The sequence below is a fragment of the Pseudomonas sp. P7548 genome (genome assembly GCF_013386585.1).
GTDB lineage: Bacteria > Pseudomonadota > Gammaproteobacteria > Pseudomonadales > Pseudomonadaceae > Aquipseudomonas.
In genome coordinates, this window is record NZ_JACARO010000060.1 from 20,234 (window position 1) to 43,965 (window position 23,732).

The 23,732-nt window shown below is 63.6% G+C and carries 21 protein-coding genes; 4 read left to right on the forward strand and 17 right to left on the reverse strand.

Going from position 1 to position 23,732, the window contains the following annotated elements; all coding sequences use genetic code 11:
- Positions 1 to 67 precede the first annotated feature (67 nt).
- Entirely contained in the window at positions 68 to 505 is a 438-nt protein-coding gene (locus HX803_RS22820) for an Rrf2 family transcriptional regulator (RefSeq protein ID WP_178923725.1), read from the forward strand.
- On the opposite strand, the gene HX803_RS22825 is transcribed toward HX803_RS22820, so the two are convergent.
- A complete protein-coding gene (locus HX803_RS22825; RefSeq protein WP_178923726.1) occupies positions 502 to 1,131 on the reverse strand; it encodes a ribonuclease T2 in 630 nt (209 codons plus the stop codon). The genes HX803_RS22820 and HX803_RS22825 overlap by 4 nt on opposite strands.
- 46 nt (positions 1,132 to 1,177) lie before the next feature.
- Positions 1,178 to 2,158 carry a Gfo/Idh/MocA family protein gene (locus HX803_RS22830; RefSeq protein WP_178923727.1) on the reverse strand — a complete coding sequence of 327 codons (981 nt, stop codon included), beginning with the start codon at positions 2,156 to 2,158 and terminating at the stop codon, positions 1,178 to 1,180.
- A 126-nt stretch (positions 2,159 to 2,284) separates the two neighbouring features.
- Here HX803_RS22830 and HX803_RS22835 point away from each other — a divergent pair, with 126 nt between their 5' ends.
- Positions 2,285 to 2,647 (forward strand): NUDIX hydrolase, encoded by a 363-nt coding sequence (locus HX803_RS22835; protein ID WP_178923728.1) that lies wholly within the window; start codon positions 2,285 to 2,287, stop codon positions 2,645 to 2,647.
- Here HX803_RS22835 and HX803_RS22840 read toward each other — a convergent pair.
- The 9 genes from HX803_RS22840 to HX803_RS22880 all read right to left on the reverse strand — a co-directional run bounded on the left by HX803_RS22840 (position 2,633) and on the right by HX803_RS22880 (position 15,028).
- Positions 2,633 to 3,346 (reverse strand): transporter substrate-binding domain-containing protein, encoded by a 714-nt coding sequence (locus tag HX803_RS22840; RefSeq protein ID WP_178923730.1) that lies wholly within the window; start codon positions 3,344 to 3,346, stop codon positions 2,633 to 2,635. The two genes, HX803_RS22835 and HX803_RS22840, sit on opposite strands and share 15 nt — an antisense overlap.
- Positions 3,339 to 5,993 carry an aconitate hydratase AcnA gene (gene acnA / locus HX803_RS22845; RefSeq protein ID WP_178923732.1) on the reverse strand — a complete coding sequence of 885 codons (2,655 nt, stop codon included), beginning with the start codon at positions 5,991 to 5,993 and terminating at the stop codon, positions 3,339 to 3,341. The genes HX803_RS22840 and acnA overlap by 8 nt, the downstream gene beginning before the upstream one ends.
- Complete coding sequence (rocD, locus tag HX803_RS22850; RefSeq protein WP_178923734.1) at positions 5,990 to 7,183, reverse strand: ornithine--oxo-acid transaminase; 1,194 nt, start codon at positions 7,181 to 7,183, stop codon at positions 5,990 to 5,992. The genes acnA and rocD overlap by 4 nt, the downstream gene beginning before the upstream one ends.
- A 144-nt stretch (positions 7,184 to 7,327) precedes the next feature.
- The gene (locus HX803_RS22855) at positions 7,328 to 8,446 is read right to left on the reverse strand and encodes a succinylglutamate desuccinylase/aspartoacylase family protein (protein WP_178923737.1); all 1,119 of its coding nucleotides are present in this window, start codon (positions 8,444 to 8,446) and stop codon (positions 7,328 to 7,330) included.
- 196 nt (positions 8,447 to 8,642) lie between these two features.
- A complete protein-coding gene (locus HX803_RS22860) occupies positions 8,643 to 9,896 on the reverse strand; it encodes an OprD family porin (RefSeq protein WP_178923739.1) in 1,254 nt (417 codons plus the stop codon).
- 110 nt (positions 9,897 to 10,006) lie between these two features.
- The gene (locus HX803_RS22865; RefSeq protein WP_178923741.1) at positions 10,007 to 11,650 is read right to left on the reverse strand and encodes an ABC transporter ATP-binding protein; all 1,644 of its coding nucleotides are present in this window, start codon (positions 11,648 to 11,650) and stop codon (positions 10,007 to 10,009) included.
- Complete coding sequence (locus tag HX803_RS22870) at positions 11,647 to 12,525, reverse strand: ABC transporter permease (protein ID WP_178923743.1); 879 nt, start codon at positions 12,523 to 12,525, stop codon at positions 11,647 to 11,649. Before HX803_RS22870 ends, HX803_RS22865 begins: the two co-directional genes overlap by 4 nt.
- Positions 12,522 to 13,463, reverse strand: a complete 942-nt coding sequence (locus HX803_RS22875) for an ABC transporter permease (RefSeq protein WP_178923745.1) — start codon at positions 13,461 to 13,463, stop codon at positions 12,522 to 12,524. Before HX803_RS22875 ends, HX803_RS22870 begins: the two co-directional genes overlap by 4 nt.
- Before the next feature lie 2 nt (positions 13,464 to 13,465).
- Positions 13,466 to 15,028 carry an ABC transporter substrate-binding protein gene (locus tag HX803_RS22880; RefSeq protein WP_178923747.1) on the reverse strand — a complete coding sequence of 521 codons (1,563 nt, stop codon included), beginning with the start codon at positions 15,026 to 15,028 and terminating at the stop codon, positions 13,466 to 13,468.
- 379 nt (positions 15,029 to 15,407) lie between these two features.
- On the opposite strand from HX803_RS22880, the gene HX803_RS22885 reads away from it, so the two are divergent.
- Positions 15,408 to 16,322, forward strand: a complete 915-nt coding sequence (locus HX803_RS22885) for a LysR substrate-binding domain-containing protein (RefSeq protein WP_178923749.1) — start codon at positions 15,408 to 15,410, stop codon at positions 16,320 to 16,322.
- A 24-nt stretch (positions 16,323 to 16,346) separates the two neighbouring features.
- Positions 16,347 to 17,777, forward strand: coding sequence for a serine hydrolase (locus HX803_RS22890; protein ID WP_178923751.1), 1,431 nt, complete (start codon positions 16,347 to 16,349; stop codon positions 17,775 to 17,777).
- 49 nt (positions 17,778 to 17,826) lie between these two features.
- Here the strand turns inward: HX803_RS22890 and HX803_RS22895 are convergent, their stop codons facing one another.
- The 6 genes from HX803_RS22895 to dmpH form a co-directional block, all read right to left on the reverse strand.
- Positions 17,827 to 19,161, reverse strand: coding sequence for an OprD family porin (locus tag HX803_RS22895; protein ID WP_178923753.1), 1,335 nt, complete (start codon positions 19,159 to 19,161; stop codon positions 17,827 to 17,829).
- A 144-nt stretch (positions 19,162 to 19,305) separates the two neighbouring features.
- On the reverse strand, positions 19,306 to 20,655 hold the full coding sequence (locus HX803_RS22900; RefSeq protein WP_178923755.1) for an aromatic acid/H+ symport family MFS transporter: 1,350 nt from the start codon (positions 20,653 to 20,655) through the stop codon (positions 19,306 to 19,308).
- Positions 20,656 to 20,764: 109 nt separating this feature from the next.
- On the reverse strand, positions 20,765 to 21,784 hold the full coding sequence (dmpG, locus tag HX803_RS22905; RefSeq protein ID WP_178923757.1) for a 4-hydroxy-2-oxovalerate aldolase: 1,020 nt from the start codon (positions 21,782 to 21,784) through the stop codon (positions 20,765 to 20,767).
- A gap of 10 nt (positions 21,785 to 21,794) precedes the next feature.
- Positions 21,795 to 22,727 carry an acetaldehyde dehydrogenase (acetylating) gene (locus tag HX803_RS22910; protein ID WP_178923759.1) on the reverse strand — a complete coding sequence of 311 codons (933 nt, stop codon included), beginning with the start codon at positions 22,725 to 22,727 and terminating at the stop codon, positions 21,795 to 21,797.
- A 1-nt stretch (position 22,728) separates the two neighbouring features.
- Complete coding sequence (locus HX803_RS22915) at positions 22,729 to 22,920, reverse strand: 2-hydroxymuconate tautomerase (RefSeq protein ID WP_178923761.1); 192 nt, start codon at positions 22,918 to 22,920, stop codon at positions 22,729 to 22,731.
- Positions 22,921 to 22,930: 10 nt separating this feature from the next.
- Positions 22,931 to 23,731: a 2-oxo-3-hexenedioate decarboxylase gene (dmpH, locus tag HX803_RS22920; RefSeq protein WP_178923763.1), complete on the reverse strand. Its 801-nt coding sequence runs from the start codon at positions 23,729 to 23,731 to the stop codon at positions 22,931 to 22,933.
- Between the last annotated feature and the right edge of the window lies 1 nt (position 23,732).

The following is a 23,732-nucleotide window of genomic DNA, read 5'->3' on the forward strand; positions in this document are numbered from 1 at the left end:
GTCAAGAGTCTCGCAACTTTTTAGGTTACGAACGATACTTTGCGTCGAATCGACCTGAGGTTTTTTGATGAGAAACGACACCCGGCTGTCCCGCATGCTCCACGTGCTGATCCACATGGGCCGCCACGAAGCGCGCGCCACGTCGGACACCATCGCGCAAATGCTGGGCACCAACCCGGTGGTGGTGCGACGCACGCTCGGGTTGCTCAAGGAAAAAGGCTATGTGCGCTCGGAAAAAGGCCACCAGGGCGGCTGGACCCTGGGCAAGCCCTTGAGTGAAATCACCTTGCTGGAGATCCACAACGCGCTGGGCACGCCGTCGATCTTTGCCATCGGCCTGTCCACCGACCACCCGCAATGCCTGGTGGAGCAAGCGGTGAACGCGGCACTGACGGACGCGTTCGAACAAGCCCAGACCCTACTGCTCAAGCGCCTGGGCGATGTCACCCTGGCGCAGTTGGCCGACGATTTTGACGAGCGCTACCGCGTGGCCATGCTGCCTTAGCGCTGTGAAGGGATGCGGATATCGCCGTCACGGCATTGGCTTTTGACACTGCGCGGGCAGCCGGCGAAGGCCAGGTCCTTGGTCAGGCACACGCGCACTTCCGACAGCACCTTGCCTTTGCAGATCACTGCCAGCCCATGGTTGCCCATGCGCGGGTTGCTCTGGCGAAACAGCGCCTCGATATCGCTGGCCTGCAACGACGGCGGCGTGTTGAACGGCTGCAACTGCTGCGGAATCACAACCGCGCCCAGTGCCGCATCGGTTTTTTCCAGGTACGCCAGCGGCTCCAGCCCGCTGCAGGTGCCATGCTTGGACCATTCGTGCCTGAGCAGCGAACGGGTCGGAAACAGCGTCGCCCCCTTGTCGATCTCTTCGCGGCTCAGTTGCGATTGCGGCGCGCACGAGGCCGGCCACCCTCCCCGTGCGTATTGCGGCCACAAGCCGTGCAACACAAACCCGTAGCCCTTGCCGGAACACTGCTCGTTGTCCGGGTGCGTCAGGCAAAACGTCGGCGACCATGACAACGACAACACATAAAAATCAAATGCCCCAGGCGTCCCCTGCTCCCGTGGCGCTGCCATCGCACCCGTGGCAATCGCCAGCCACATCAACATCCAGTACTTCATCGGTCTATTCCTTGAGAAAGTCATTCACCCATCAACCCTAGCCCGACTATTCGGGTTGATGGGGGTTACGCAGTAGCACCCGGTCCAGAATCTTGTCGGTTTTCAACGCTTCGATCGCCAGCGACGGGTGTTCAGCCTCACCCCGGATATGCGCATTCATGCCCAGTACGTGATGCCATTGGATATGCATATGGCACGGCACCTCCAGCACCTCGTTGGACTCGCCCTCAAGCCGCAGCGGCTGGTCGTCGAACACGGAAAACCGAATACGCCCGCGGCTGCCGATCATCTCCACAAGGTCTTCGCGCCGGTCCGCCACAAAGTTCCAGCAGCCCATGCCGAGTGCGCCCGAGGCAAAGCGCCAGCTGGCGGTGACGGCGTCCTCGGCGGCATAGCGGCCCTCCTGGCGCGCGGTAAAGCCGGACACGTCGACAATATCCCCGGCCAGGTACTGGAACAGGTCAAAGCCATGGCTGGCGAGGTCGGCAAAGTAACCGCCACCGGCGATGGCCGGGTCTGTGCGCCAGTTGGCGGCGCTGGCATCCTCGACGGCGGCGGGCTTGCACAGGGTCCACGTCAGGTGACGCAATTCGCCGATGCGTCCCTCGTGCAACCAGTCGCGCACTTGCTGGAAGCGTGGCAGCGAGCGGCGGTAATACGACACAAACAGATGCAGCCCGGCCTTCTCGAAGGTGCGCTGCATCAGCGCGCTCTGCTCGGCATTCAATGACATGGGCTTTTCGACACAGCAATGCTTGCCGGCTGCCGCCACCCTCAGGCTGTACTCCAGGTGACTGTCAGGGGGCGTAGCGATGTACACCGCGTCCACCTCGGGGTCGTCGATCAGGGCCTGGGCGTCGGTGTAGAAACGGGCAATGCCATGGCGCGCCGCGTAATCGCGCACGGCGTCCTCGCGGCGCCCCATCACGGCCACGAGCGCCGAACCTGGCGCTTTGTAGAAAGCGGGTCCACTCTTCAACTCAGTGACACTGCCGCAACCGATCATGCCCCAACGTACGGTGTTCATCTGTTCTCCTCGTCCGTTTTCATCAATCCGGCAGTATCCACATCCCCACCGCCACGCGCCATAACCACTGAGCATGACAATTGCATTACACTTTTATGACATTCATCCCGTGCAGGGGCAGACACGATGAAAATCAGGGCAACGGTCATTTGCGAACACGAGGGGCACATCCTCTTCGTGCGCAAGGCCAGATCGAAATGGGCGTTGCCGGGCGGCAAGGTCGAACGCCATGAGCGCGCGGTCGGCGCGGCTGAACGCGAGCTGCAGGAAGAAACCGGATTGAACGTGGACGGCCTGTTGTATTTGCAGGAATTGAAAGCCCGCGACACCGTCCACCACGTGTTCGAAGCGTCAGTGGTAAACATCACCGATGCAAAACCTTGCAACGAAATAGTCGATTGCCAGTGGCATCCCTATGGCGCCATGGATGAACTGGACACCACCGACGCCACCCGCCACATCGTCAAAGCCTTCCTACGTCGCCTGTAACTCAGCACTCTGGCCGCTGGCCAGCAACCCCCGCTTCACACTGCCATTTGCGATCTGCCGTTCGACAAAGGATTTGACGAACGCGGCAGCGGCTGCATGCGCCACCGGTACGGCCATGGCCTGGCGAATGGTCATGAAGTCATCTTCCAAAAGGCGCCGTTGCGCACTGACCTGGGTACGCAGGAAATCCCGCACGCCCGCCGCCGCATCCAGTTCCTGCTCGACAAACCAGTCCACCGCCGCCGCCGAAGTGGGCGCACGCACCAGTTCCGCATGCTTGAGCGTACGGCTCAAATACAGGTCATAGGCGGCGCTCTGGCCGACGGCGATGCGCCGGCCCGGTGCGTCCAGTTGGGCGACGTGAGTGAGGGACGAATCCATGGCCACCAGGCACGTGCCCTTGATCTCCACGTAAGGCGCGCTGAAGGCAATCTGCTGCTCGCGCACCGGCTCGATCGCCAGGAATGCCACACGCCAGGCATCCTCGGCCAAGGCGGCGAAGACCTTGCCCGCCGCCTCGAAGGTGATCAATTGCAGTTCGACGCCCAATACCTCGGCCAACGCCTTGGCCAGTTCCACCGAAACCCCTTGGGGCTCGCCACCTGCACCGCGTTGCGCCAGTACCGGGTTGCCGAAGTTGATCGCGGCGCGCAGCACGCCCTCAGGGGCCAGTTGTTGCATGACACGTGGGTCAACCATCGAGTGCTCCTTGGCGGGTTCGTTGCACGGTCTTGCGAATCACGAATGGCAAGACCCCACCGTGCTCAAGGTACCCAAGCTCCTGCTGCGAGTCGAGGCGCAAGGCTAATGCACAGTGGGACACACTGCCGTCAGCGCGATCGATCAGCAGGGTGATCGGGTTCTCACCCACCTGGAGGGTCTCCAGCCCCAGGAACGTCAACCGCTCACTGCCGTCGAGCTGCAAGTCCTGCACCGAAGCGCCCTCGGCAAACACCAGCGGCAACACGCCCATGCCAATCAGGTTGCTGCGGTGAATACGCTCGATGCTGCGGGCCACCACGGCCTTGATCCCCAGCAAGCTCAACACCTTGGCCGCCCAATCGCGGCTGGAACCGGCGCCGTAGTTGACCCCGGCAAACAACACCGTCGGCGTGCCCGCGTAGCTGTGCGCTGCCAGGTACAGCGGCAGGTATTCACTGTGATCGGCATTCCAGGCCCACACGCCCTGGCGCGGTGCTTGGGTGCGGTCCAGCAGGTTGTTCAGACGCGGGTTGGTGAAGGCACCGCGCACCATCACTTCATGGTTGCTGCGCCGAGTCGAATACTGGTTGAAGTCCGCCTCGGCCTCGCCACGCTCACGCAGCCAGGCACCGGCCAGGCTGTGGGCCGGGATGGTGCCGGCCGGCGAGATATGGTCGGTGGTCACGTTATCGCCAAGCACCACCAACGCCCGCGCATTGCTCAGGGCCAGGCGGTTGACCGGTCGGGGTTGCACACCCACCAGATACTGCGGGCGGCGCAGGTAGGTGGAATCGGGGTTCCAAGCAAATTGCACGCTGCCATCGGCCTCCAGCGCCTGCCAATGGTGGGTGCCGCGCCAGAGCAAGTCCTGGTGCTGCCGGAACACCTGCGGGCGCACCACCCGCGCCACCAGCGCGGCCACGTCGGCATCGCTGGGCATCAGGTCATGCAGGTATACCGGCAGGCCCCGGTCATCCAGCGCCAATGGCTGGGAGGACAGGTCGATGTCGATGCTGCCCGCAATCGCATAGGCCACGCACAGTGCCGGCGAGGCCAGGTATCCGGCGGGCACCCGGGGGTTGACCCGGCCTTCGAAATTGCGATTGCCCGACAGCACCACCACGCCCTTGAGCCCCTGCCCGGCAAACGCCTCGACATGCGCCTCCAGGCTGCCGGAGTTGCCGATGCACGTCATGCAACCGAACCCCGCCAGGTCAAACCCCAGGGCGGAGAAGTCCTCCAGCAACCCGGCCTCGCCGAGGTAGTCCGCCACCACCTGCGACCCCGGCGACAGCGATGTCTTGACCCACGGCCTGCGCCCCACGCCACGCTCACGGGCGTTGCGCGCCAACAGCCCGGCCTGGATCATCTGCGCCGGGTTGGCGGTGTTGGTGCAACTGGTAATGGCCGATATCACCACCGCGCCATGGGTCAGCGGCGCCTCAAACGACGGCTCGAAGAACTGCTGCCCTGGCTCACCCTGCACATGCCGGTGGAAGGACGCGCCGGCGCCCGCCAGCGACTGGCGCTGATGCGGCTGATGGGGTCCGGCGACACTGGGCTCGACCTGCGCCAGGTCCAGTTCGATCAACTCATCGAACTGCGGCTCCGGTTCACCCGCCTGCCGCCACAAGGATTGCGCCGCCATATAGGCCGAGACCTTGGCCAGCAGCGGCGCCGGTCGGGCGCTCAATTCCAGGTAGGCCAGCGTCTCGTCATCGAACGGGAAAAACACCACGGTCGCGCCATACTCCGGCGCCATGTTCGCCACCGTACCGCGTGCCGCCCACGTCAGGTTCGACAGGCCCGGCCCGCTGAATTCGACAAACTTGCCCACCATGCTGCGCTGGCGCAGCAGCTCGGTGACGGTCAGCGCCAGGTCGGTGGCGGTCACGCCTGGGCGCAGGGCATTGCTGACGCGAATCCCCACCACCTGGGGAAACGGGATCGGCACCGGCTCACCGAGCATGGCCGCCTGCCCTTCCAGCCCCCCCACGCCCCAGCCCAGCACGCCAATGGCGTTGATCATCGGCGTATGGCTGTCGGTGGCGACCATGCAGTCGGGGTGCAGCAGTACACCGCCGTCGGCGGCTGGGCTTTCCCACACCACCCGGGCGATGGACTCCATGTTCATCTGGTGGATGATCCCGGTGCCCGGCGGGATCACCTTGAAGTTGTCCAGACTGGCCTGGGCCCACTTGATAAACCGGTAGCGCTCGCTGTTGCGGCGAAAGTCGATGTCCAGGTTGGCGTCCACCGCACCGGCTTCAGCGTAGTGCTCGACGATCACCGAATGGTCGATGGTCAGCACCGCCGGAATCGACGGGTTCACTGCCGTCGGGTCGCCGCCCAGTTCCGCCACCACGTCACGCATCCCGGCAAAATCCGCCAGGGCTGGCAGGCACGTGGTGTCATGGAACATCAGGCGATTGGGCTGGAACGGCACCTCGCAGTCCGGCCCCACCCCTGTCGCCCGCGCCAGCACCTGTGGCAAGGATGCCGGCGCACAACGCGCGATGTTCTCCAGCAGAATGCGCAGGGAGTACGGCAGCCGGTGCAACTGCGCCGGGGTCAACAGCTGATGCAGGTCGATGTAGGCGTAGCGCTGCTGGTCGATGGTCAGGTGGTTGAGAAAGTCGCTCATAGCGCTGCAAACACCCGCTCGATACGGGCCAGGCCCCAGTCCAGTTCCTCACGGGTGATGGACAGTGGCGGCGCGATACGCAGCACGTTTTCGTGGGTTTCCTTGGTCAGCAGGCCTTCGGCGAGCAACGCTTCGCAGATCGGCCGCGCATCGCGGTCCAGCTCCACGCCCACCCACAAACCGCGCCCGCGAATCTCACGGATCGCCGGGGCGTTCATCGCCTCCAGGCGCTCCACCAGGTACTGGCCCAGCGTCGCGCTGTTATCGATCAAGCCTTCCTCTTCCAGCACATTCAAGGCTTCCAGGCCAACGGCGGCGGCCAGCGGGTTGCCGCCAAACGTGGAGCCGTGGCTGCCGGCATCGAACAGGTCCATCACCGAGTGGTCCGCCACAAACGCCGACACCGGCATGATCCCGCCGCCCAGGGCCTTGCCGAGGATCAGCGCATCCGGGCGAATGCCCTCGTGCTGGAAGGCAAACCACTTGCCGGTACGGCCCAGGCCCGACTGGATTTCATCGAGGATCAGCAAGGTGTTGGTCTCGTCGCACAGCTGGCGCAGCGCACGCAGGAAACCGGCGGGCGGCACCCGGATACCGGCTTCGCCCTGGATTGGCTCGATCAGTACTGCGCAGGTGTCGGCGGTGATCGCTTGGCGAAAACTGTCGATATCGCCAAAGCGCGCTTCGGTGAAGCCATTGCAGAACGGGCCGAAATCGGCCTTGTAATCCGGCTCGGAAGAGAAGCCGACAATCGTGGACGTGCGGCCATGGAAGTTGTTGTCGGCCACCACGATTTTGGCCTGGTTCGCGGCAATGCCCTTGACCCGGTAGCCCCAGCGGCGCGCGGCCTTGATCGCGGTTTCTACCGCCTCGGCGCCACTGTTCATCGGCAGCACCGAATCAAACCCGGTAATGCGGCACAGGGCCTGGAGGAAGTTGCCCAACGGCTCACTGTAGAAGGCCCGTGACACCACGCTGATCTTGTCGATCTGCGCCACGGCGGCGGCGCGGATACGCGGGTGCACATGGCCGTGGCTGACAGCCGAATAGGCCGACATCATGTCCAGGTAGCGCTTGCCGTCATTGCCAATGACCCACACGCCTTCGCCCTTGACGATGACCACCGGCAGTGGCGAATAGTTATGGGCGCAGAAACGGTTTTCGAGGGTGATTGCCGGGTTGGAGTGCATGGGGGGTGTCCTGCAAGAAGAAGGTTTATCAAACAATGAAGATCAACTGTGGGAGCTGGCTTGCCTGCGATAACGGTCTGTCTGATGTACCGCTATCGCAGGCAAGCCAGCTCCCACAGTGAATTGCATTTCATGGCCGCAAGATCACGCGCTGAGCAGCTTGCCGCTGCGAATCGGCGTGGCGCCGGAGACCCGGCCCAGCGGGTCGCCCGGTTTCACGAAGCGCACATCACGGCGCATGTACAGCACACCGGTGGTCTGGCTGTTGACCGTCACGGTCTGGCCGCTGTGGGGCTCGACGATGTCGAACAACGCCTGCCCCGCCTCAATGCGGCTGCCGACCGCGGCGCGGTGCACCAGCACGCCCGCGCTCGGCGCGTAGAACTGCTCGCTGCCCGCCAGTGGCGTGGCCGGGTTGCGTAGGGCCGGCAAGGGGCACGGCGTGCCTTCGATGGCGCCCAGGTGGGTCAGGTAATCAATAATGGCGGCGGCGTCATGCTCCGCCAGCTCATAGGAGACGTCGCGCTGGCCACGGTGCTCCACCGTCACCGCAATGCTGCTGTCGGGGATCGGGAAACGCTCGCCCAATTGTTCGCGCAGGTTCACCCACAGCAGGTACAGCGCTTCATCGAAGGAATTGGCCTGGGAGTCGGTGGCCAGCAACGTAGCTTCGGCGCCGATGTAACGGGCCAGGGGTTCGATGGTCGGCCACACCGACTCACCGGTGTAGAGGTGCATCGCCGCTTCGCGGGAGCAATGCAGGTCCAGCACGATGTCGGCGTCATGGGCCAGCAGCATCAGGGTCTGTTGCAGCGACTGGTATTCGTCCATCGGTTGGGCGGCGCGCAGGCATTCGCCCCAGGCAGTGCGGATCAGCTCGCGGTTGGCGTGGATATCCTGGCCCAACTGGTGTTCGACCTTGCCGACAATCGCCTGGTACGGCACCGGGAAACCCCGGTTGTAATTGCGCCCGCTGCCCAGTTCAAAACGCCCGCTCGGGGCGCCCATGATGTACTGGCCCAGACCCGCCGGGTTGGCCACTGCTACCAGCACAACGTGCGCATTCAGGCGCCCGGCACTTTCCAGCGCCACCAAGTGCCGACGCAGCTGCGCGGCCACCAGCATCGCCGGGGTTTCATCGGCGTGCAGCGCCGCCTGAATATAGATTTTTCGACCTGCACCCGCCGCGCCGTAATGCTCACTTTCCACGTACCTGTGGGTGCCCGGTGTCGCTTGCAGCAAGGGGTGTTGATTAAGTTTCATAAACCGGAAATCTCGATATTCGAGTGATGGACCTTGAGAAAAATACTAACGAGACCGGGTGATCGCCCGTAAGGGCGGCTACAGCTATCTCGATCTGATAATCCGATCAGTGTGGGAGCAGACTTTCTGGGGGCGCTTCGCACCCCAGCGCAAGCAAGCTTGCTCGCCACAGCAAGCCCGCTCCCACAGGGGTCGACTACCAGAGCGCCAGGGTGTAGCCCAACAGCACACGGTTCTCGTTGACGTCGTTGTAGAAGTTGCCCTTGGCCAGGGCGTTGCGCCAACGCATCGACACGCCTTTGAACGGACCGTTCTGCACCACGTAGCTGATGTCCAGGTCACGTTCCCATTCACGGCCTTCGCCGTTGAAACCGACCACCTCGGCCGAATCACCCTTGGCGTACTTGATGCCCATCAGCAGGCCTGGCAGGCCCAGGTCGGCAAAGTTGTAGTCGTAGCGCGCGTGCCAGGCCTGTTCCTTGGTCTGGGTGAAGTTGGTGAACTGGTACTCGGTGAACAGGTACGTGATCGAACCGTCCAGGTAGGTAAACGGCGTGGTGCCGTACTGGCGCTGGAAACCGCCGCCGATGCTGTGGCCGCCGTATTGGTAGGTCAGGCGCGTACTCAGTGCGCGGTTGTCGACATTCCCCGCCAGGCCCGCGCCGTCCTTGTCCGCCTTGAAGTAGCGCACGTCGGTTTTCAGGGTGCCGGGGCCCAGGCCGAAGTTGTTTTTGAAGCCGCCATATTGCTGGTGGTAGATGCTGTCCAGCGCCGCGTAGTGGTAGCTGAGCAAGGTGTTGGGTGTGAGCGAATAATCGCCACCGGCGAAGCGGAACTGATCGCTCAGGGCCGTGCTTTTGTAGACTTTGCTGACGGTGGTCAGCTTCATGTCTTCGTAGTTGGTGGAGTCGCGATCCTTGGCCTGGTCCAGCTGGCCAAGGCTGAGCTTGAGGTTGCTGATGTCGTTGGACACCAGTTGCGTGCCGCTGAACGACTGCGGGAACAACCGGCTGGTGTTGGGTTGCAGGGTCGGAAGGTCCGGCACCAGGTAGCCCACACGCAGCTCGCTCTTGGCGAAGCGCGCCTTGGCGGTCACGCCGAGCTTGGAATAACTGTCGGAGGCGCGCTTGTCGCTGTCACGTTGCAACAGGCCGGTGCCGGACAGCCCTGGGCTGGAGTCGAGCTTCAGGCCCAGCATGCCGATTGCATCCAGGCCGAAACCCACGGTGCCGTCGGTAAACCCGGACTTGATACCGAGTAGAAAGCCTTGGGCCCACTCCGCACGCATCGACTGGGAAGCGGCTTCCCGGTAGTCACGGTTGAAGTAATAGTTCTTCAATTCCAGCGTACCGCTGCTGTCCTTGACGAAGTCCGCATGGGCGGCGAACGGGATCATCCCGCTGCTCACGACGCCTACGCCGGTGATGAATTGAGTCAGGGATTTTTTCATTTTTTTAGCTCCTGGCAGTGAGGGGTTGGGGGTGTTTTTATTGTTCTTCGGGCATGGCTTCGCCGTTCGCGCAAATCGCTGATTTGCGCGGCGGGTGAAGTCAGTCCTGGTTACAGCGCTAGCGGTACGGGGCCCTGGCGGATGCGGTAGCCCCCGTTTTCAAGCTTCTCCAAGGGGCTGGCGGCGGCCAGCAACTTGCGGGTGTACGGGTGTTGCGGGCGGTCGAAGATCTCATCGCGCGCGCCCATTTCCACCACCCTGCCCTCGCTCATCACCGCCACCCGGTGCGCGATGCGCTCTACTGCCGCCAGGTCGTGAGAGATAAACAGGCAGGCAAAGCCGTACTGGGCCTGCAAACGCTCGAACAGCTCCAGAATTTGCTTCTGGATGGTCATGTCCAACGCCGAGATCGGCTCATCGGCAATCACCAGTCGGGGGTGGCGCACCAGGGCGCGCCCAATCGCGACACGCTGGCGCTGGCCCCCGGAAAGCTGGTGCGGGAAGCGGTCGACAAACTGCTCGGCCAAGCCGATGTCCAGCAGCGTCTTCGCCACCCGCTCACGCTTCTGCTCGGCGCTCATGCCGGGCACGTGACGCAAGGGTTCGGCAAGGATGTCGCCGATCTTCATGCGCGGGTCGAGGGACGAGTACGGGTCCTGGAAAATCATCTGGCATTGCAGGCGATGTTCGCGGTTGCCGGACTTCAGAATGTCCACGCCCTCGAACTCGATGGCGCCGGCACAGGCTTTGTTCAGGCCGACAATGGCACGGCCGAGGGTGGTCTTGCCCGAACCGCTGCCGCCCACCAGGGCCAGGGTTTCCCCCGGCGCAATGGTCAGGTTGGCCGAGTGCACCACCCGCTTGAACGCGGTGCGCCCCCAAAGGCTGCGCGGGCCAGGATGTTCGATGCACACGTCCTTGACCGTCAGCAGCGGGCCGTCGGCCTGCGGCAAGTCTGCCAGCACCCCGCGACGCGGCAGGGCCTCCAGCAGTTGCCGGGTGTAGTCGGCCTTGGGCGCCAGCAGGATCTGTTCGATGGTGCCCTGCTCCACCGCACGGCCTTCGCGCATCACCACCACCTTGTGGGCGTAGCGCGCCACCAGCGACAGGTCATGGCTGATGAACAGAATCGCCGTGCCCTGTTCGCGGGTCAGGTCGAGCATCAGCTTCAACACGTCCAGCTGCGCCAGGCAATCCAGGGCGGTAGTGGGTTCGTCTGCGATCAGCAGCGCCGGGCGCAGCAGCATCACCGAAGCGAGCATGATGCGTTGGCGCATGCCGCCGGAGAACTCATGGGGGAATGCGGCCAGGCAACGCTCGGCATCCTTGATGCCGATGTGGCCGAGCATCTCCAGGCTGCGTTCGCGAATCTGCGCCTCGGTCAGCTTGGTGTGCAGGCGCAGCCCCTCGGCCATTTGTTCGCCAATGCTCATGGACGGGTTGAGCGACACCATCGGTTCCTGGAACACCATGCCGATCTTCGCCCCGCGCAGCTCGCGCAGTTGCTCGGGCTTGAGGCTGTTGAGGTCATGGCCCTGGAACCGCACCTGGCCCCCACAATGTTCCAGCGGCGGCGGCAGCAGGCCGATGGCGGCGCGGGCGGCCATGGTCTTGCCGCTGCCGGACTCACCCACCAGGGCGACGATCTCGCCGGGGGCGATGGTGAAGCTCAAGTCATTGACCGCCAGCGGGCCGTGGGCGCCGACGCGGATTTTCAGGTGATCGACTGCCAAAAGTACGTCAGGCATGCTCATTTACTCATCCGTGGATCAAGGCGGTCACGCAAGGCATCGCCACACAGGTTGAACGCCAGCAACGCCATGGCGATGCAGACACCGGGAAACAGCCCCAGCCAACTGGCCGTGGCGATATACGGCCGGCTGGCCGCGAGCATGTTGCCCCAGGTCGCCGCCGGTGGCGGCACACCCAGGCCGAGGAAGCTCAACGCACTTTCCGCGAGGATCGCCCAGCCGAACATGCTGGTGGCCAGCACACACACCGGGGCCACGCAGTTCGGTGCGATGTGGCGCAGCATGGTGTACAGCTCGGAGTTGCCGATCACCCGGGAGGCTTCGACGAACTCTTTCTCACGCAGCGACAGCACGGTACCGCGCACCACTCGCACCACCGACGGCGTGTAGGCCAGGCTCAGGGCAAACACAATGCCGTACAGGCTCGGGCCGATGATCGCCATCAGGCCCAGGGCCAACAGGATCCCCGGGAACGCCAGCAATGCGTCGTTGATCATCATCAGGCCACGGTCGACCCAGCCGCGCAGGAAGCCGGCCAGCAAGCCGAGGAAGGTGCCGGCGATAATCGCCATGCTCACGGTCAACACACTGACCCACAGGCTGGTGTGCGCGCCGATCATCAGGCGGCTCAATACATCGCGGCCGTATTCATCAGTACCCAGCCAATGCGCGGCGGTCGGTGCCTGCAACCGCGCCAGCAGGTTCAGCGCCAGCGGGTCATGGGGCGTCCACACCAGGCCGAGCGCGGCCATGATCAACAGCAAGCCCAACAGGAACGCACCGATCAGCGCGTTCAACGGCGGCACGCGCCAGGCCCTGGGGGCACGCACCGGTGCAGGCAACAGCACCTCGGGTGCAACAGGAAGCGGCTTATTCATAACTTAACCCTGGGGTCGAAGAGCGGGTACAGCAGGTCCACCAACAGGTTGACCAGCACATAAACAAAGGTCACCAGCAACAGGCAGCCTTGCAGCACCGGGTAGTCCCGGGCGTAGATGGCGTCGACCATCAGGCGGCCGATGCCGGGCAGTGTGAACACGGTTTCCAGCACCGCGATACCGCTGAGCAGGTTGCCCAGGATCAGGCCGATCAGGGTCAGCGTCGGTGCAAACGAGTTACGCAGCGCATGCCGCCACAACACCGCACGCTCCGACAGGCCCTTGGCACGGGCATGGGTGATGTACTCCAGGCGCAGCACTTCAATCGCACTGGCCCGGGCCATGCGGGTAATCGCACCCAGCTCCACCAGCGTCAGGGTGACAATCGGCAGCACGATAAAACTCAAGGCCTGCCATGGCGCCTGGCCAAACGACACGTACCCCACCACCGGCAACCAGCCCAGCTTGATGCCGAACGCATAGAGCAACAGCAGGCCCAACCAGAAGCTGGGAATCGACAGCAACAGAGTAGCGGTCGACACCACGCCAAAGTCCAGCGCGCTGTCCTGTTTCCAAGCAGCGAGCAAGCCCGCCGGCACCGCAATCAGGGCGGCCAGCAACACCGAGACCAACACAATCCCGGCGCTCACCTGGAAACGGTCGAGAATCAGCGGCAGCACCGCTTCGTTGGTGGTGATCGAATGCCCGAGGTCGCCGCTGAGCACCGCCTTGAACCAGATCAGGAACTGCATCGGCAACGGCTGGTCCAGGCCCAGGGACGCACGCGCCACCTCCAGGCTGTGGGCATCGGCCATGTCGCCGAGCATCAGCAACGCCGGGTCACCTGGTACCAGGCGGATGATCGCGAAGACCATCAGCGAGATCAGCAGCAAGGTCGGAATCGACATGGCCAGGCGTTGAGAGATAAAACGGAACATCCTCAATTACTCCCGGAGTTGGGGACGCTGACGGTCCACAGGCGCGGCTTGGACACCGGCCAGGTGCGCAGGCCCTTGACGTAGTCACGACTGGCGGCAATCGCGTTGCCGTTGTACATCGGGATCATCGGGACGTCCTTGATCATCTGCTGGTGCAGTTGGTCGAACAGCGCCTGGCGCTGGGTGATGTCGCCTTCGCGCTGGGCTTCACGCAGCCAGTGACGGGCGTCGGGGTTGTCCCAGACCTTGCGCGCTTCCTTGTCCTTGTCGCCGGTCATCGAGTCGAAACTCAGGGCCGGGTCGAGGCGCTCGGAATACGGGAAGGCCATCATCTGGTAGTTGCCACTCTGGTAGCGTTCCAACTGGGTGCCCCACTCCAGGGTTTCCAGCTCCAGGTTGATGCCGCTGGCCTTGGCCATGGCTTGCACAAACACGCCCATGTCGAAGATCGCGGCGTAGCGCTTGTTGACGATCAGCTTGATCGGCTCGCCCTTGTAGCCGGCTTCACGCAGCAGTTGCGCAGTCTTGGCCGGGTCGAACGCAAAGCCCTGGTCCTCGACGGCGGTGTGGTAATGGCTGCCGCTGGCGACCATCGAGTTGTTGGCCTTGGAACGCCCGCCGGTGAGGGCTTCGACGATTTGCGCCGAGTCCAGCGCATGGGCGATGGCCTGGCGCAGGCGCACATCTTTGAGCAGCGGGTCGCGGGTCTGGAACAGCAAGGCGTTGACCGACATGGTGCCGCTGGAGGTCACCCGCACATTCGGGTTGGCCGCCAGTTCGGTGGCGTCCAGCGGGGTGACGTCGATCAGCAGGTCAACGTTCTTCGACAGCAGCGCCGCCTTGGCCGCCGCCGGGTCCGGGATCACCAGCAGGCGCACGCGGTCAAGGGTGGTGCTCTTGTTACCGGTGTAGCCGTCGGGGGCTTTTTCATCGCGGGCGCTGTAGTCGGCGTTACGCAGCAGTTCGACATATTGACCGGGCTTCCAGTCGCCCAAGCGGAACGGGCCGGTGCCGATCGGGGCTTTCCAGCTGCCGTCGGCCGCCACGGAGTCCGGGTGCAGGATGCCACTGCCGCCACATTCAGGCAGCGCGGTGCTGGTGAGGAACAGGCCGTTGGGCTTATCGAGGGTGAACACCACTGTCAGCGGGTCCGGGGCGCTCATGCCGACGATCTTTGCGCCGCCATGCCCATCGAATTCAGGCGCGCAACGCCATTGGGTCTTGGGGTCGAGGAAGCGCTTCCAGGTCCACAGCACCTCGGCGGAGGTCAGCGGCTTGCCATTCTGGAACTTCACCCCGTCGCGCAGGTGGAAGGTGTAGCGCAGGCCGTCGTCGGACACCTGCACGTCCTTCGCCAGCAGCGGGCCGACGGTGGCGTCTTCGCGAAAGGCCACCAGCCCTTCGGTGATGTGCATGATCACCGCATCGGAGTTGGTGTCGCGGTTCACACCCGGGTCGGTGCTGCGGATGTCAGCGTTGAGCGCCACCTTCAACACACTTTCAGCATGGGCAGTGCCCACCAGTGCCGCAGACAAGGCGCCTGCCAGGATAAAAGTCTTGTTCATGGATAACTGCACCTTAAAGATTCCTTACGCATGGAGTTCGGACGCTGGCAGGACCCAATAAGAGGCACGGCCGAACTCCTGGATAATTGTTGTTGTTCTGGTCGCCTTCACGGTTGGCGAATGTTCCTGGACCGATCTTATTCTTCGTGCGGCAAGCTTGAGAAGAACGCTCCAAGTGATCAGGCTCGGCTTTTCCGATCACCTGCCGAGCCGCGCGTGACCTGCCTGCAGCCTACCGAAAAATCAGGGGTTGGAGCCGTTTGCATGCGTTCAAAAATAATGAACCTGATCGGCCAAACCGATCTGTGCGCACCTATAGCCATCAGATAAGCTGGCGGGCATTCAATGGTTTAAATGCTGAAACCTGAGGCAGTCCTTCATGACTCTCACCCACCTTCGTGCATTCTGTGCCGTGGTCGAAAAAGGCAGTTTCCGCTCTGCCGCACGCCAGCTGGATGTGGCGCAAAGCACCCTGACCCAATCGATCCAGACCCTGGAAAAGGAACTGGGCGTGGTGCTGCTGCAACGCTCCAACCAAGGCATCAACCTGACCCCGGCCGGCGAAGTGTTCCTGGTGCGTGCCCGCTCCATCACCCTGGACTGCGAACGCGCCTTGCTCGACCTGCAACCCTGGAAAGGCGAGCCTGAAGGCCATATCGACCTGGGTGTCACCTCCGAACCCCTGGCCGAGCTGCTGGTGCCGGTGCTGAGCAACTTCACCCAGCGCTTCCCGCGTATCCAGGTGCACGTGGCCAGCGGCACCACCAAGGGCCTGGTAGAAAAGGTCCGCGACGGTCGGCTGGATTTCGTGTTGTGCCCGCTGGCGCCCAATGTCACCGACATCGACCTGTCCATCGACCGCCTCTACCCGTCCAGCGCCGGCATCATTGCGCGCAAGGGCCATCCCCTGGCCCAGGCCAGGTCGGTGCGGGAACTGGTCGACTGCCAATGGATCAGCGTGCGCTCCACCGGCGTCATCGGCGGCGCGGAAAACCGCCTGGTGGAGCTGTTCCGCACCCAGGGCCTGGCCCCGCCGAAAATCGCCATCACCACCGACTCCCTGCTGGAAACCCTGCACATCGTCTCCGAAACCGACTACCTCACCATCGAGCCGCGCATGCTGCCGGGGATGAAGCTGTTTTCCAGCGCCTTGACCACCATCGCCATCGAAGAGCCGCTGGCGTCGCGCGATGTGTGCCTGATCAGTCGCCGCTCCTCGCCCCTCACCGGGGTCAGCCAGGAGCTCACCAGCATGCTGATTTCCTATTCCCGGCTGGTGCACCGCAACCGTTGACCCACCCTACCCGCGAGCCCCTACATGCCCCCGATTTCCTATGATGGTTTGCCCCGCGCCAGTGCCAGCAGCGTGGGCGTGGACCCCGACCGCCTGATCGCCTTTCTCGACGAGGTCAAGGCCGCTGGCCTCGACCTGCACGGCTTCATGCTGCATCGCCATGGCCACGTCGTCGCCGAAGGCTGGACCTGGCCGGTCGACCCCAATGAGCCTCGCGTGCTGCACTCCATGGCCAAGAGCTTCACCGGTTGCGCCATCGGCCTGGCGATCGATGAGGGGTTGCTCAGGCTCGATGACCGGCTGGTGACCTTCTTCCCCGACGACGTACCGGCCGACGCCGACCCGCGCCTGGCCGATATGACCGTCGAACACCTGCTGACCATGCGCACCGGCCATGCCAGCAACACCTCCGGTTCCGTGTGGCGCGGCATCGACACCAGCTGGATCGCCGAATTTTTCAAGATTCCCCTGGCCTATGCGCCCGGCACCGAATACGTCTACACCAGCGCCGCCAGCTACATGCTCTCGGCGCTGATCAACCGCGTCACCGGGCAAACCCTCCACGACTACCTCAAGCCGCGCCTGTTCGAGCCGCTGGCCATTCACAACGAAACCTGGGACATCGGCCCCGACGGCGTGAACCCCGGCGGCAATGGCCTCACCGCACCGGTGTCGGCGGCACTCAAGCTGGCGGTGCTGCATGGGCAAAATGGCGTATGGGAAGGCCGACAAATCCTGCCGGCAGCCTGGGTCGAAGCCGCGACCCGGCCCCAGGGCGGGCCGGACAGCCGCTACGGCTACCACTGGATGATGAAACCGGGCGGCGCCTTCAGTGCGCTGGGTGTGTTTGTGCAGATGGCGGCGGTGTACCGCGAACATGGCGCGACGCTGGTAGTGGTCGGCGGCATGAAGAACTCGGCCGAGATCATTCCGTTTATCGAGCGGTATTTTCCGGCGGCGTTTGGCGGCGGTGGGACGCCCGAGGCGGATGCGCGACTGGAGGCGCGGTTGGCGAGCATGGCTGAGCGGCCGTTATTGGTTTCAGCCTGTGCGGCACCCGCAGACTCGACGCGCGTGTTTGCGATGGCCGAGAACGGGTTGGGCGTGAAGCAGTTGTCGTTCGACTTCCGGGCGGGTGTGCTGACGTTCGAATTGACCGATAACCAAGCGGCTCATCGCCTGAGCGTGGGCATCGACGACTGGCTGCCAGGCAACACCAGCATGCCCGGCCGCGCCTTGCACCATGGCTATGAATTCCACAATGCGCAGATCGTCGCCGGCGCTCGCTGGCTGGATGCCCAGACCCTGGAAATGACCTGGATCTACCCGCAGACGGCCTTCAGGGACCGGGTGGTGTGCGTGTTCGAAGGTGACGGCGTGAGCTTCGCGCGCACCGTCAACGTCAACAGCGCAGAGCGCGAGCAGGCAGTGCTGGTGAGTACAACACAATCCTAAATGTGGGAGCGGCGGTTCGACGCTCCCACATTTTGATTTTTGCCCAGCCTTAGAAAAACGCGTGGGTATAGGTCAGATAAAGCCGGTTCTCATCCAGGTCCCGCTGTGTAGCCACGGTGCTGCGCAGCATCGCATTGCGCCACTGCACGGCGAACCCGGTGAGCGGCTTGCTCTGGAAGGCATAGGTCAGCATCACATCACGTTCCCACTCGTGCTGCGCGCCCTGGTCGGACTTGATATCCCCGCCGCGCTGGTAGACCACTTGGGAGGTCAACCCCGGCAACCCTACCGTGGCAAAGTTGAACGCATGTTGTGCCACCCAGGTGTTCTCCCCGGCGCGCTGGAAACGTGCGCCGGTCTGGCGGTCGGTGATCAGGTAGGTCGCCGAGCCGTCGCCCTGGTTGAGAAACGGAAAGTCGCTGGAACCGTTGAGGTGCTGGTAGCCCAGGCTCAGCGCATGGCCGCCCAGGCTGTAGGTGAACAGCCCCGCCAGCACGCGGTTATCGACTTCACCGTTGTTGTGGTAACCGGTGCTGCGATAGCCCTCGGCACGCCCGGCAACGTTGCCGTTGCGGCCGTCCGATGAACTGTCGAAAAAGCGCAGGTCACTTTTGAAGCTGCCCACCGGCAGGGTCAGGGTGTGGACCAGGCCGACGAAGTGCTGCTGGTAAAAGTCTTCGAGGTCACCGTAGTAGTACTGCAACAGCAAGTTCGGGCGCAGCGTGTAATCCACGCCGGCGTAGTAGAACTGGTTGCTGCGCTTGCCGGCCGGGCCGCCTGCCCCGCTGATGGCGAGGTCTTCGTTGTTGGACGAGTTACGGCTTTTCACACCGCTCAAGCGCCCGCCGATCAGGGTGAGGTTGTCGAAGTCCTTGGACGTGGCCTGCCAACCCTGGAAGGTTTCCGGCAACAACCGGCCATCGTTGTAGACCACCACCGGCAACCTTGGCATCAGGGTGCCCACTTTCAGTTCAGTCTTGGCCACGCGCACCTTGCCGGTCAGCCCCAGGCTGCTGAAGTCACTGACCGCGCGCCCGTCGCTGTCGGTGGGGAAGACGAACCCGCCCTGGGTCACGCTGTTGGGGTTGCCGTGGGTGCCGCGCCCGGAATCCAGGCGAATGCCGAGCATGCCCAGTGCGTCCACGCCAACACCTACCGGGCCCTGGGTGTAGCCGGAAGTGAAGTTGAGGATAAAGCCCTGGCCCCACTCTTCCAGCTTGGACGGCTGGGCCGGGCCACTGCGGTTGTCCTGGTTGAAGTAGACGTTGCGCGCCTCAAGCTTGGCGTGGGCATCATCGATGAAGCCTTCGGCCTGGGCGACCGAGCTGACGGCGAGCAAAACGCAGGCGCACGCAGGCGCCGCTTGGAATACGGAAGTTTTCATTGGGTGTACCCGTTGGCTTTTATTGTTGTGTGGGGTGCAGCTAAAACCTGTAGGAGCCGGCTTGCCGGCGATGGCAGCCTTGAGGCCTGCGATGAAGGCAAAGTCCTCATCGCCGGCAAGCCGGCTCCTACAAAAACAGGGGTGTCAGGTTGGGAGTACGGTGACCTCAGGCCCGCGCTTTTTTTCGGTCATGCGCTGCAAAGAGAAGATCGCAATCGAACCGAACAACGCGGGAATCGCCAGCACCACAAAGAACACTGAGGGCTGGCCCAGCTGCGCGATCAGCCATGCGCCGAGCACCGAACCGATGATCGAACCCACCCGCCCGTTGGCCATGGCCCAGCTCACGCCGGTCGCCCGTGCTGCCGTCGGGTAGATGCTCGCCGACAGCAGGTTCAAGCCGTTCTGCGCCCCGGCAACGCCAAAGCCGACCATGAACACGGTGAGCCCCAGCCAGAACGCGTCCGCCAGCACAAAACCAATCAGCGCGATCACCAGCGCCGAACCGAGGTAGGCCAGGCCTAATACCCGATACGGGCTGACGCGGTCCATCAGCAACGCCATGAGAATGGCGCCCACGGTGCCGCCCAGCGGCACCATCGCACCGATCCGCGCAGCGGCGGCGATGTCGTAGCCGGCGTCCTTGAGGATGCTCGGCAGCCAGCTGGTCAGGAGATAGAACACAAACAAGGAGCAGAAGAACGTGCCCCACAACAGCACGGTGCGCAGGGCACGGTTTTCGATGAACAGTTGCGAGATCGGCGAACGCACGGCCACCGGGCTTTGCGGCTCGATGAACGTGACGTCGTGCAGGTCGTTGCGGCCGGTGATCCTGCCCATCACCTTGCGCAACGCGTCGGCATGCTGCGGATGAGCAGCCATGAAGCGCACCGATTCGGGCAGCAACCACGCCAGCAATGGCAGCAACAGCAACGGCACGATGCCACCGATCATCAGCACGCCACGCCAGCCGAACACCGGGATGATCTGGCTGGCCACCGCACCGCCGAGCGCCAGGCCGGTGGTGAACCCGCTGTAGCTCAAGGTGACCATGATCATCCGGCGCCGGGCCGGCGAATACTCGGCGCTCAAGGTGATGCACGTCGGCATCGCCCCGCCCAGGCCGATGCCGGTGAGAAAGCGCAAGGCGGTGAGCATGTCGATGGAGGTGGAATATGCCGAAGCCAGGGTGCCGAGGCTGAAGATCAGCACCGAGACCAGCAACACCTTCTTGCGCCCGTAGGCATCGGCCAACGGGCCGAAGATAAACGCGCCGACCATCAGGCCGAACAGCCCGGCGCCGAAGGCCGGGGACAGTTGCGCCGGTTGCAGGCCCCATTCCTGGCGCAGGGCCGGGGCGATGTAGCCGATGACGGCGGTGTCGAAGCCGTCCACCAGTACCACCAGGAAGCACAAGACCAGCACCATGATCTGGTAGCCGGAAATCCTGTTGTTATCAATTGTTGCGCCTAGGTTGGCAGTCTTGCTGTTCATCAATGTTCCCCTGTTTTTGGAGTTGTCTTGGGGTGAAGCCAATGTACTGCAACGCAGATTTTCCAGTTTGAAATCCGATCACCTGTGGGTTCTCCACCCGCAAGTGAAATCACCGGTTAAGCAGGTCGAGTGCGACGTCGACGATCATGTCCTCCTGCCCGCCCACCATGCGGCGTTTGCCCAGTTCCACGAGGATGTCCACGGTCTTGAGGTCGTAGCGCCTGGCCGCGACTTCGGCATGCCGCAAAAAGCTCGAATACACCCCGGCGTAACCCAGGGCCAGGGTCTCGCGGTCCACCCGCACCGGGCGGTCCTGCAGCGGGCGCACAATGTCGTCGGCGGCGTCCATCAGTGCGTACAGGTCAGTGCCGTGGTTCCAGCCCATGCGGTCGGCGGCGGCGATGAACACCTCCAGCGGCGCATTGCCCGCACCGGCGCCCATGCCGGCGAGACTGGCGTCGATGCGGTCGCAGCCCTCCTCCACGGCGACGATGGAGTTGGCCACCCCCAGCGACAGGTTGTGGTGGGCATGCATGCCGGTTTCGGTCTCAGGCTTGAGCACGGCCTTCACCGCGCGGAAACGCTCACGGATGTCGTGCATGCCCATGGCGCCGCCGGAGTCCACCACGTAGATGCAGGTGGCGCCGTAGCTTTCCATTTTCTTGGCTTCGACGGCCAGGTTCTGCGGGCTGGTGAGGTGGCTCATCATCAGGAAACCCACGGTGTCCATGCCCAGGGTGCGCGCGAACTCGATGTGCTGGCGGGCGCAGTCGGCCTCGGTGCAATGGGTGGCTACCCGCACCACCCGCGCCCCGGCGTTGTACGCGGCCTTGAGGTCGTGCACCGTGCCAATGCCCGGCAGCAACAGGGTGGCGACCTTGGCGTGCCTGATCACATCGCTGACCGCCTCGATCCACTCAAGGTCAGTATGGGCACCAAAGCCGTAGTTGAAGCTGGAGCCTTGCAGGCCGTCGCCGTGGGCCACTTCGATGGAGTCGACACGGGCCTTGTCCAGGGCGCGGGCGATGGTTTGCACGTTGTCGAGGGAATACTGGTGACGCACGGCATGGCTGCCGTCGCGCAGGGTCACGTCGCTGATATACAGCTTCTTGCCAGGGTTGAAGGTCATGGTCGGGGCCTCACAAAGCCTGCGCCATGCGCTCGGCGGTGGCCAGCGCAGCGGAGGTCATGATGTCGAGATTGCCGGCGTAAGCCGGCAGGTAATGGGCGGCGCCTTCGACTTCGAGGAACACCGTGGTCTTCAAGCCGCTGAAGCGGCCCAGCCCGGGAATGTTCAACGGTGCGTCGGGCGTGATCACGTCGAACTGCACCTGCTGTTTCAGGCGATACCCCGGCACGTAGGCCGTGACCGCATTGGCCATGTCTTCGATGGACGCTTGCACTTCAGCCTGATCCGCCGCCTCCGACAACACGTACACCGTGTCACGCATCATCAGCGGCGGTTCGGCCGGATTGAGCACGATGATCGCCTTGCCCTTGCCCGCGCCGCCTACCGCCTCGATGGCCTGGGCGGTGGTTTCGGTGAACTCGTCGATGTTCGCCCGGGTGCCGGGGCCGGCGGATTTGCTGCTGATGGAGGCAATGATTTCCGCGTAATGCACCTTGGCCACCCGGGACACCGCCGCCACCATCGGAATGGTCGCCTGGCCGCCGCACGTGACCATGTTCACGTTCAGCGCCGCCAGGTTGGCGTCCAGGTTCACCACCGGTACGCAATACGGGCCAATGGCTGCCGGCGTCAGGTCGATCACGCGGATGCCCGGCTTGTGCTGGCGCAGCAGTGCATCGTTGGCCACATGGGCGGTGGCCGAGGTGGCGTCAAAGACAAAGTCGATCCCGGCAAACTCCGGCATGCGCACCAGGCCTTCAACCCCCTCGTGGGTGGTGGCAACGCCCAGGCGCCGCGCCCGTTCAAGGCCGTCGGAGGCGGCATCGATGCCCACCATCACCGCCATCTGCAACTGCTGGCCATGGCGCAGGATCTTGATCATCAGGTCGGTGCCAATGTTGCCCGAGCCGATGATTGCGACGTTCTTCTTGTGTGTGCTCATGTCAGCGCCCCAGGGCCTTGGCGGTTTTGCCGGCGATCCCGAACTGGGTCTTCGGCACTTCGGTGATGATCACCCGCACGGACTCCGGCGGGGCCTGGATCGAGTCGACCGCAGCCTGGGTCAACGCCTCGATCAGCCGCGCCTTTTGCTCGTCGTCGCGGCCTTCAATCAGATAAACCTGCATGATCGGCATGGTGCTTTCCTCACTCGGACTTGGCGGCAAAGCGCATGGACACGCTGCCCAGGTGCTGGTAGCGCACGGTGATCTGGTCGCCCGCCGCCACCGCAATGGCTTCGGTCACGCCACCGGTCATGATGAAGGTGCCGGCAGGCAGCTCCTTGCCCTGGGTGGCCAGCATGTTGGCGAGCATCGCCACGCTTTGCGCCGGGTGGCCGAGCACGGCGGCACCGGCGGCGGTGGCGACCACTTCACCGTTCTTTTCCATCACCACGCCCAGGCACTTGAGGTCGATGCCCAGCGGGCTGCGAGCCTGCCCGCCGGTGACAAAACGGGCGGACGAGGTGTTGTCGGCGATCACGCTTTTAAGGTCGAAGCGGAAGTGTTCATAACGCGAGTCGATCACTTCCACCGCCGGCAAAATGAAGTCGGTGGCCGCCAGCACATCCCCCACGTGCACGCCCGGGCCTTTGAGCGGGTGCTTGAGCACAAAGGCGATTTCGGCCTCGACCTTGGGGTGGATCAGCCTATCGACGTCGATCACCGAACCATCGGCGCAGGCGCCGTAGTCGGTGATAAAACCGTGGATCGGTTCGGTGACACCCATCTGCTTCATCTTGGCAAAGGACGTCAGGCCCATCTTCAGGCCGACAATGCGCACGCCCCGGGCCTCCTTGTTGGCGCGGATAGTGTTCTGGATCGCGTAGGCGTCCTCCCAGTCCATGTCCGGGTGAGCGTCGGTGATCTTGGCCACGGCTTCACGATTAAGCTCGGCGTTTTCCAGGTGAATGGCCAGTTCGGCGATGGTTGCGGCTGACAGGTTCATG